10 protein-coding genes and 1 pseudogene are annotated in these 8,422 nt (G+C 71.4%); 4 read left to right on the top strand and 7 right to left on the bottom strand.

Annotated features, from left to right (window positions below; translation table 11 throughout):
- Positions 1–570, bottom strand: a 570-nt coding sequence (locus QHF85_RS49135; protein ID WP_281334479.1) for a zinc-ribbon domain-containing protein, incomplete at its 3' end; no start/stop codon positions are given.
- A 380-nt stretch (positions 571–950) separates the two neighbouring features.
- Between QHF85_RS49135 and QHF85_RS49130 the strand changes: the two genes are divergently transcribed.
- From QHF85_RS49130 to QHF85_RS49120, 3 genes are all read left to right on the top strand, one after another.
- Positions 951–2,078 carry a hypothetical protein gene (locus QHF85_RS49130; RefSeq protein WP_281334478.1) on the top strand — a complete coding sequence of 376 codons (1,128 nt, stop codon included), beginning with the start codon at positions 951–953 and terminating at the stop codon, positions 2,076–2,078.
- Between the two features lie 237 nt (positions 2,079–2,315).
- Positions 2,316–2,624, top strand: coding sequence for a YtxH domain-containing protein (locus tag QHF85_RS49125; RefSeq protein WP_281334477.1), 309 nt, complete (start codon positions 2,316–2,318; stop codon positions 2,622–2,624).
- 166 nt (positions 2,625–2,790) lie between these two features.
- Positions 2,791–3,300, top strand: a complete 510-nt coding sequence (locus QHF85_RS49120) for a hypothetical protein (RefSeq protein WP_281334476.1) — start codon at positions 2,791–2,793, stop codon at positions 3,298–3,300.
- Between the two features lie 52 nt (positions 3,301–3,352).
- Here the strand turns inward: QHF85_RS49120 and QHF85_RS49115 are convergent, their stop codons facing one another.
- The 4 genes from QHF85_RS49115 to QHF85_RS49100 all read right to left on the bottom strand — a co-directional run bounded on the left by QHF85_RS49115 (position 3,353) and on the right by QHF85_RS49100 (position 5,862).
- Complete coding sequence (locus QHF85_RS49115; protein ID WP_281334475.1) at positions 3,353–3,670, bottom strand: hypothetical protein; 318 nt, start codon at positions 3,668–3,670, stop codon at positions 3,353–3,355.
- A gap of 13 nt (positions 3,671–3,683) precedes the next feature.
- Entirely contained in the window at positions 3,684–3,884 is a 201-nt protein-coding gene (locus tag QHF85_RS49110; protein WP_281334474.1) for a hypothetical protein, read from the bottom strand.
- Positions 3,885–3,953: 69 nt separating this feature from the next.
- A complete protein-coding gene (locus QHF85_RS49105; protein ID WP_281334473.1) occupies positions 3,954–4,787 on the bottom strand; it encodes a HAMP domain-containing sensor histidine kinase in 834 nt (277 codons plus the stop codon).
- Positions 4,765–5,862, bottom strand: a complete 1,098-nt coding sequence (locus QHF85_RS49100; protein ID WP_281334472.1) for an ATP-binding protein — start codon at positions 5,860–5,862, stop codon at positions 4,765–4,767. Before QHF85_RS49100 ends, QHF85_RS49105 begins: the two co-directional genes overlap by 23 nt.
- A gap of 58 nt (positions 5,863–5,920) precedes the next feature.
- On the opposite strand from QHF85_RS49100, the gene QHF85_RS49095 reads away from it, so the two are divergent.
- Positions 5,921–6,385, top strand: a complete 465-nt coding sequence (locus QHF85_RS49095) for a response regulator (RefSeq protein WP_281334471.1) — start codon at positions 5,921–5,923, stop codon at positions 6,383–6,385.
- Positions 6,386–6,434: 49 nt separating this feature from the next.
- Here the strand turns inward: QHF85_RS49095 and QHF85_RS49090 are convergent, their stop codons facing one another.
- Positions 6,435–7,565, bottom strand: a complete 1,131-nt coding sequence (locus QHF85_RS49090; RefSeq protein ID WP_281334470.1) for a hypothetical protein — start codon at positions 7,563–7,565, stop codon at positions 6,435–6,437.
- A gap of 123 nt (positions 7,566–7,688) precedes the next feature.
- Positions 7,689–8,422 (bottom strand): annotated as a pseudogene (locus QHF85_RS49085) (hypothetical protein); the annotation flags it as partial.

Below are 8,422 nucleotides of genomic sequence, written 5' to 3'. Positions count from 1 at the left end.
GGGCCGCCTGCCGAGCAGCGCGCCGCCCATCGCCACGGGCGGAGGCGGCGGCACCGATCCGCGCCGCGGGGCCGCCGCGGGCTGCGGCGCGGGCGCGGACGCCTGGGGCTGCTGGCGCCCGGGCAACGCGAACACGACCGATCCCTCTTGCCGCGGGGGCTGCGCCGTCCCGCCGCCGAGGCCTGGGGGCGTCCTCGTTCGGGTCCGGGCGGCGGGCGGCGGCGGCGTCGTCCCGGTGCCGGGCACCGTCATGCCGATGCGGTTGAAGAACGGATCGAGCTCGGCGATCGAGCCGAGCCTGCGCGGCCGGCTGTTGCCGCGGGCGAGCACGTCGTCGCGCGTCACCTTCCCGTCGTGGATCGCGCCCTGGAGCTCGCGCAGCGCGGTGAACTCGATCTCGCGCCCGTCGACGGTGCGTACGACCCACGTGTCGGGGACCGTCCCCACGGATGCGCGACGCACCTTGAACTGATGCCCGCAGGTCGTGCACTTGACCGACGTGCCGCGCTCGGAGACGAGGGCGTCGTCGAAGTCGTACACCGTGCCGCAGCGCTCGCAGGTGACTTCCATGGGGAACTTGGCAGCTTTCCTCTTTGTGTACCGGGACGCAATGGCCGCGCGGGCCGGCGCCGCGGCGCATCAGGCTCCCTACTTCTACCGCGCTTGCCCCGTCCGGCTCCACTCTTCGACGCGCTCGGCCCGTGGATCCTCCGCCCCCTGACTTTCGGATCCGGGACGCCACAGCCGATCGTGAACGCCCTTTCACGGTCCGACCCCACGCGCCACGCCTGCCCTCCTGCCTCCGAGGCGGATCCGCCGACAAAACCCCACGCGATCCCGCGGCCTTGTACGAGGCATGTCCCTTGCTACGCTCCGCCCGTTGCCCTGGCCGTCGTCAAGGCCCGGGAGGACTCTCTTCGCAGCATGGTCGGTGCTTTTCGGGAGACGGTATGAAGCGACTTTCTCTGCTGGGCTTCATCGGCATGATGACGGCGGCGCTCCTCGCAGGCTGTCCCATCTACGAAGACGACGGCGAGTGGAACGAAGGCCCCTGCACGTCCGGGGATTGCTCGAATCCGGGCTGCAGGGACGCGCGTGACTGCGGCCTGAACGAGACGTGCGGCACCGACAACGAGTGCCACCCGGGCGACTGCACGGTCTGGGGATGCTCCGAGGGCTTCGAGTGCGTCGTCGAGGGCATGACGGCGAGCTGCCAGCAAGGCAGCGGCGGGACGGGCGGCACGGGCGGCCAAGGCGGCGCGGGCGGCTCGGGCGCGGGTGGCGCGGGCGGCGGCGGCGGCTCGGTCACCTGGTGCGGTAACCCGGACGACTGCGCCATGGGCGAGACGTGCGGGCCCGACGGCACGTGCCAGCCGGGCACCTGCGACGTCGTCGGCTGCATCTACGGCTACGCATGCGAGGCCTCGCAGTGCGTCCCGCAGAACCCCGCGGCGTGCGGCACGGACGCCGACTGCAGCGGGCTCGGCGCGGGCTACGCGTGCGTGAGCGGCGTCTGCACCGCGCCCGCGGATCAGTGCACGGACCAGACCCAGTGCCCCTCGAACAACAAGTGCGTCGACGGCAAATGCACCCCGTCGTGCAACGACAACGCCGACTGCGACGGCGGCTACACCTGCGACCCGGTCCTCGGCGTCTGCACCGTGCCGGCCGAGCCGTGCACCATCACGAACGACTGCGGCTCGTCCGATCAGGTCTGCGTCGACGGCGCGTGCGTCCCGCGCAGCGACATGGGCATGTGCCCGCCGGGCGACGTCTGGGTGGAGAACGGCTGCATCCCGAACCAGACGGCCGCGTTCTACTGCAACCAGGATGGCGTGCAGGACGCCTGCGCCGTGGGCTCCGTCTGCCTGCACCACGCCTGCTACATCTCGTGCGCTCCGCCGAACGACACCGCCTGCAACAACTTGCCGTCGTTCGACGTCTGCAAGACCGTCTCGACGATGTCCGGCGACCACCAGGTCTGCGGCTCGAACGATAACCTCGGCAACGAGTGCGATCCCACGGCCGGGCTCGCCTGCGCCTCGGGCAAGATCTGCATCGACGGCTTCTGCAAATAGCTCCTCGCGTTCTCGCATCCTCCCCGCGCACGGCGCCGCGGACATCCTCGCGGCGCCGTGTGCGCTCCCCCTGCCCGCTCCCGCCGTGGCATGCGCGCTGCCTGGCCCTCCCGCGCGGATTCGATCGAGCGCTCACGTGGTCCCTCGCCCCGCTCGGGGCTCCCAGGTCGCCCGCGGCGACACGGGCTTTGGGCCCCACGTGAGGCTCCGATCCATCCCCGACGGAGAGCCTACACGATGAAGAACTACGGTTTCCTCCAGCGTTTGTCGGAATCGTTCCCTTACGAGCGCAGGACCGCGGCGAGCTGGCTCGTGCCAGCGTCGATCGGGGTCGGCATCGGCGTGGCCCTCGGCGTGGGCATCGGCCTGCTCTACGCGCCGCGCACGGGCGAAGAGACCCGGGAGCGGCTCCGCCAGGGCGCCGATCGGGTCAAGGACCGCGCGCGCTTCGCCGCCGGACGCGTCCGGGGCGAGCTCGAGTCGGCCGCGAGCCAGATCCGCGAGCGCTCGTTCGCCACGTCGAACGAGGTGGGCCAGAGCCGCTAGCGCCGAGGCGCGCGCCGGCGCTCGCGGCGCGTTCCTCACACCTCCGTGCGAACCGTGTACGCGCTGCGTGCACGGTTTGCACGCTTTGGGGCCTGACGGCTCCTGCGCGGTTCGTCCGCGCGAAAGTCCAGGCGAACCTGCGCCCTCGCGCGGCGGAAGATCCACCATGAAACACGAGATCCTCATCGCTTTCTTCTTCGAACGCGCGCACGCGGACGGCGCGCTCGCCGAGCTCGCCGGGCTCGGCGTCCTGCCCGGCGACGTCAGCGTCATCCCCAAGCACGTCGGCCATCGAGGCGACCTCGGCCTCCACCTCGGCAGCAAGGCCTCCGAGGGCGCCGCGATCGGCGCCGCGATGGGCGGCCTGCTCGGCGCGATCGTGGGCGCGCTCGGCGCCGCGGGCTCGCTCGTCGTGCCTGCGACGGGCTCCGTCTTCGCGGGCCCCGTCGTCGCTGCGGCGGCGGGCGCCGGCGTCATCGGCGCGCTCGGCGTGGCTCTTGGTGGGATCCTGGGGGCGCGCTTCCCGGCGTTCGAGGCGCGCTTGCTCGACGACGCCGTCGGCATGGGCGGTTCGCTCGTCGCGGTCCGCGCCTCGCCTGCGGCGGCGGGCGCCGTCGAGCGCCTCTTCGCGGCGCGCGGCGCGAGCTTCGTGCGACGGCAGGAGACCGTGCCTTAAAGCATGTTGGGTCCCGAGGGGGACGGCTCGCGTCCCCCTCGCGTTCGGGCGGTCAGCGCGCCCCGGCGTTGCCGATCCGCTCGGCGAGCCCGTGCTCGAACCCGGCCAGCGTCTCCTCCACCGTCGCGCGGAAGTACCGCCGCGCCACGAAGAGCGCCCCTGCGCCGAGCAGCCGCGGCGTCAGCCCGCCGCCGAGCAGGAAGCCCACGGCGACGGCGCCTGCGAGCGCCGCGTGCGGGTTTGCCCGCGCCACGTTGCTCACCATCGTGAGCACCTCGTTCGGATCGACCCCCCCGAGCGCTGTGAGGGGACCACGGTCCGCCCCTTGTTCCGTCGCGCCGCTTTGCCCCGCTTGTCTCTCGCCAACCATGAGCCCCTCCCTTCTATCCCTGACGCGTCATCACGCGGCCGAGCACGTACCCGAACGCGAGCGCCACGCCGAGCGCGACGAGCGGCCGCTCCTCGACGAAGGCGACCAGCTTGTCGTCGGCACGTTTTACCTGACGAACCATCCGCGCTGTCCCGCTCGCGTGACCGTTGAGGTGCGCGCCGCCCATTTCCGACTTGTGAGGATCTTCGTGCATCGCCTCGCGCTCCCCAGCAACGGGCGCGCCACGCGGCCTGAGCAAGGCCCGCACGGTCGAGGCGCGAGATCACGCGTCGAGCGGGATGCAAAGCCGACAGATCGTCCCCTCGCCCTCCACGCTCTCGACCGACAAACGGCCTCGGCAGAGCGTCGCGAGGTGGTGTGCCAGGTACAGACCTACACCCAGCCCGCGATACAGGTAGCTCGGCGCGTTGGAACCCCGATAGAACTTCGTGAACACCTGGTTCAGCTCGCGCGCCGGGATGCCGATCCCCCGGTCCTCCACGACCACCGTCGCGTTCGCCCGGTCCTCGGAGATCACCCGCACGCAAATCGGCGCCTCGGGCGGCGAGTACTTCACCGCGTTCTCCACGAGCGACGCCACGATCTGCTCCACCCGCTCCGGATCGCACCGCACGCGCACCGGCGAGGCGGGCTCGTGAAGCGTGAACGTCCGCGACTCCAGCATCAGCCGCGCCTCGCCGACCGCCCGCCGCACCGGGTCTCGAAGGTCGAACGACAGCGCGGCCACGTGGAGCGATCCGTCCTCGATACGGGGCATGTCCACGAGCAGCGCGTCGATCAAGCGGCCCAGCCTGCGCGCCTGCCGCATCGTCCGCGGGAACGTGTCGGGCGGCACGCTCGTCCCTCGTTCGAGCGCCCGCGCGAGCGTCATGAGCGAGACCTCCAGCGGTAAGAGCGGGCTTTTCAGTTGATGCGCGATCAGCGCGAAGAACGTCCGGAGCTCGAGCCGCGCGTCCTCTTCGGCGGCCTCGTGGCTCGCTCGCTCCTGCGCGAGGCGCTCGTTTTCCCGGCGGAGACGCGTGTTCTCCTCCTGGGCCTCGGCGAGCCTCGCTGCGAGCGCCTCGTAGCTCGGCTCAATGCGGCGGACGGCTTTCATCGTGGTTCCCTCGATGGGCCGGGGCCGCCACGCTCTTGCCCTCCGGCCAGTGCCTCGGGAGCACCAGCGAGAAGGCGCTCCCTCGCCCCACCTCGCTCGCGACCGTCAAGGTCCCGTGCAGCTGCGTCGCGATGCCTTGCGCGAGGTAGAGCCCGACGCCGAGCCCGCTCGCCGTGTTCGGCACGTTCGAGCCGCGGTAGAACTTGCCGAACACACTGGCCTGCTCCGCCGCCGGGATCCCGATCCCCTGATCGATCACGCGCACCCGCACGCGCGACTCCGTCCCCTCGACCTCCACCGTCACGAGGCGCTGCCGCCCCGAGTACTTCATCGCGTTGTCGATCAGGCTGATCAGGATCTGGTGCACCCGATCCGGATCGGACGTCACGAGCACCCCGTCGCCGGGCCCGTGGTACTCGAGCCGCTGCGTCGGCGCGGCCGCGCGGAAATCCTCCACCACGTCGCGCGTGAAGACCGCGAGGTCGAAGGCCGACACGTGCACCTCCAGCATCCCTCGCTCGATCGCCGCGGCGTCGCTCAGGATCGCGTCCACGAGCCGCCCGAGCCGCAGCGTTTGCCGCAGCGCGCGCGCCATCGTCCCGTCGGGCGGCGTTTTTCCGACGGCGAGCGCGCGCTCGATCGTCCGGAGCGAGTTCAGCACCGGCTGGATCGGCGCGCGGAGCTGGTGCGCGGCCATCGACAGGAACGACTCGCGCTCGGCGGCGAGCAGCTTCGTCGTGACCGAACGATCACTCGCCGACAGGTCCCGCACGAAGGCCGTCGCGAACGTCGAGATCCCGGACGGCACGAGCGAGACCTCGAGCGGCACGTCCGTCCCGTCCTTTCGATGTCCGATGGCTCGCTCCGGCGCCATCGTCGCCCAGTGATGATCTCCCCCTCCCGGGAGCGCCACGAGCTCGGGGAACGACGCTCCGACGAGCTCCCCGGGCGAGCGCCCGAGGAGGCGCTCCGCCGCGGGATTGGCGTACACGATCCGCCCACGTTCGTCCGCGCAGACGACCCCGTCGGGCGCCCGCGCGATCACCTCGGTCCAATCGATCGTCGTCTCCTGCACGGTGCCACCTTGCGTTCGTCGACGGGGGCTTCATTAGGGACGGAGGGGGCCATTGCCAGTGGGGGGCACGAAATTGGGAAAGCGCTCACGACCGACCGTTCTGATCGTCGACGACGACGACGAGATTCGTTATTCGATGCGCAACCTCCTGGTCGTATCGGACTTCGACGTCTTGCTCGCCGCTGACGGCGTGGAGGCCCTCAAGCTGCTCGAGCGCCATCACGTCGACGCGCTCGTCATCGATTTGATGATGCCGCGCCTCGACGGCGTGGGCGTCCTCCGGGCGCTGCTCGGAAAACCTGCGGAGGAGCGGCCCGGCGTGGTCATCGTCGTCTCGGCGCACGTCGAGCTCCGCCGGCGCATCATGGGCCTCGACGTCCGCCGCGTCTTCCCCAAGCCCTTCGACGCGCTCGCCCTCGTGAACGAGCTCTCGTCCGCGTTCAGCGCCGAATCGACGAGGGACAAACCGTCCGAGCCGACCCTCGTCGCCGTCCCCCGCGGACACGAAGGGCGCCCGAGTTGACCCGGACGCCCCCCGATTTTCCCGACGTTCTTCGATAACGATCGATGCCTCAGCCTCCTTCGTCCGAGGTGCCGATCCGTTTCCGGATCGTGTCCTCGATCATTTCCCGGACAACCTGCCACAGCGCTTCCTGGTTCGGGCAGGCCGCGAGCGGCCCGAGCGGGATCTGGAATCCGCCTTTGCCGCGCCGCCCGCCGCCGTAGGGCATCCCGAGCGGGCCGATGCCGAACGCGTCGCGCAGCCACGTCGCCGGATCCAGCGACGCGTCCGTCGTGCGGAGCGAGCCGTCGATCCACCCCTCCACCAGGCCGAACGTGATCGCCGTCTTGATCCCCTCGCGCCGGAGGAGGAAGTCGGCGGCTTGCCCGATCGCGTCCCGGTCCTGCGAGCGCACCTGCCCCACGCCCGCGAAGACCCACGTCCCCTCGACCTGCATCCCCTCGAGCGCCCGCCGCATGATCCGCATCGAGCTCGACGGGATCGCGTACCGCGACAGCGCGCTCAGCACGTCCGTGTCGACGAGCTCGATGATGCTCGCGAGCGCCCGCAGATCGTCGGCGGCCGCGTGGAGCAGATCATCCGTGTCGCTCCGGATCCCGTAGGCCAGCGCGGTCGCGAGCCTCGTCGCGATCGAGCCATTTTCCAGGACCCGCGTCGGCGCCTCGATCACGTACTCTGTGTAGATCGTGCTCGCCGCGCCCACGCCGAGCCGGATGTCCACGAAATCCGCGGTCGGTTTTCCCACAATGGCGTGATGATCCACGATGGAGACGCAGGGCAGCCCTGCGCTCCTCGGCAGCTCGATCGAGTTCGCGTCGACGAGGCTCAACGCGCTGTACCGATCGAGGTCTTCCGGCGCGGTCACGCGGACGAGCGGGAGATCGAGCAAGTTCACCATCGCCCGATTTTCCGCTCGGCTCACGAGCGGCAAATGGGCGATGTCGCACTCGATGCCCACGCTCGCGGCGAGCCTTTGATGGGCCCACGCGCTCGCCAGGCTGTCGGGGTCCGGGTATCCCCGGATGACGACGACGTGCCTGCCTTCGTGCTTTCGCAGCGCCTCGAGGAGCTGTCCAACTCGGCTCTCGGCTCCGTCCACGCGCCGCGGCCCGCGCAGATCCGGAAGGTGTGGGCTGCTGCTACGGTCGGGTTCGATCCGCAACGCTTCTTGATGGTTCACCGTCTTGCCCCGGAGGTGCGGGCCTGATGCCGCACGGTCCGCCACCCACGAAAGCAATCCGCGCGCCCATCCCGCAGCCGGACCGTCCCGTACGAACGGGAATGGGCGGATGGTCGGACCGACTCAGAGCTTGAACATGGCCATGGCCGTTTCGCCCGGACGAACGGTCACGCTCTTCGACTTCGCGGCGCCGCTCGAGGGCTTGCACGTCACGGAGTAGGTGCCGGCCTTCAGCGACAAACGCAGCGACGACGACTTGCCCTTCGAGGCCCCGTTCACGGTGAACGAGCACGGACCACCGACGGCCACGGCCACGAGCGTCCCGTTCGCCGCGGCCGGAGCCGGCGCGGGCGTCGGGGCCTTGCTCGCGCCCTCGGACGCGCCGGCGCTGCCACCCTTCGGCGCTTCGTCCCCACCCGAGGGCGGCGGCGTGGCGGCCGCGACGGCGGACGCGGAGGCCGCGGGCGGCTCGGCGGACGCGGCCGCGGAGGCGCTCTCGGCGGGCGGGGGCGCAGCCGAGGGAGCGGGCGTGGCGACGGGCGGAGGCGCGGCGACGGCGGACGGAGCGGGCGTGGCGACGGGCGGAGGCGTGGCGACGGCGATGGGCCCGTTCTCCTGGGACTGCGTCGTCGTCGTGGCGGTCGGCTCGCCTTGCTTGCGCAGGAGCATGACCATGAGCACGGCGATGCCGAGCAGGCCGACCGCGCAGAACGCGAGCAGCACGCGGATGAGGCGCGCGTTGTCGGGTGCGGCGGGCGCGGGCGCAGGCGTGGCCACCGGCGCAGGCGCGGGCGCCGCGGCGGGCGCGGATGCGGGCGCCGATGCGGGCGCGGCGACGGACGCAGGCGCGGGTGCAG

Source organism: Polyangium sp. 6x1 (assembly GCF_029946515.1).
GTDB lineage: Bacteria > Myxococcota_A > Polyangia > Polyangiales > Polyangiaceae > Polyangium.
The sequence above is the reverse complement of the archived record's forward strand: the minus strand, read 5'-3'. Positions and strand labels throughout refer to the sequence as shown.

Coding starts and splice junctions, on each gene's coding strand:
- QHF85_RS49130 (WP_281334478.1), top strand. CDS start 951: ATGAAGCGACTTTCTCTGCTGGGCTTCATCGGCATGATGACGGCGGCG.
- QHF85_RS49125 (WP_281334477.1), top strand. CDS start 2,316: ATGAAGAACTACGGTTTCCTCCAGCGTTTGTCGGAATCGTTCCCTTAC.
- QHF85_RS49120 (WP_281334476.1), top strand. CDS start 2,791: ATGAAACACGAGATCCTCATCGCTTTCTTCTTCGAACGCGCGCACGCG.
- QHF85_RS49115 (WP_281334475.1), bottom strand. CDS start 3,670: ATGGTTGGCGAGAGACAAGCGGGGCAAAGCGGCGCGACGGAACAAGGG.
- QHF85_RS49110 (WP_281334474.1), bottom strand. CDS start 3,884: ATGCACGAAGATCCTCACAAGTCGGAAATGGGCGGCGCGCACCTCAAC.
- QHF85_RS49105 (WP_281334473.1), bottom strand. CDS start 4,787: ATGAAAGCCGTCCGCCGCATTGAGCCGAGCTACGAGGCGCTCGCAGCG.